The organism is Mesorhizobium sp. M2E.F.Ca.ET.219.01.1.1, assembly GCF_004016445.2.
In the GTDB taxonomy this organism is placed as follows: Bacteria; Pseudomonadota; Alphaproteobacteria; order Rhizobiales; family Rhizobiaceae; genus Mesorhizobium.
Genome location: NZ_SADT02000290.1, coordinates 1 through 281 on the forward strand (window position 1 = coordinate 1; position 281 = coordinate 281).

A 281-nucleotide genomic window follows, 5' to 3' on the forward strand; every position below is an offset into this window, starting at 1 on the left:
CACCATTCCTCGAAGCATCCCGGCCCCGACGCCTATGCCGGCAAGAAGGCAGTCGTCATCGGTTCGAACAATTCCGCCCACGATATCGCCGCCGCACTCTGGGAGGCCGGCGCCGACGTGACCATGGTGCAGCGCTCGACCACCCACATCTCCAGATCCGACACGCTGATGGAAATCGGGCTGGGTTCGCTCTACTCGGAAAAGGCCGTCCAAAGCGGACTGACGACGGCCAAGGCGGATCTCATCTTTGCCTCTTTGCCCTACAAGATCCTGCACGAATT

General features: G+C 60.9%; 1 protein-coding gene. It reads left to right on the plus strand.

Annotation, left to right across the window (positions count from 1 at the left end; genetic code table 11):
• Nucleotides 1–281: NAD(P)-binding domain-containing protein (locus EN862_RS35880; protein WP_135913359.1), on the plus strand; the 281-nt coding region annotated here is incomplete at both ends.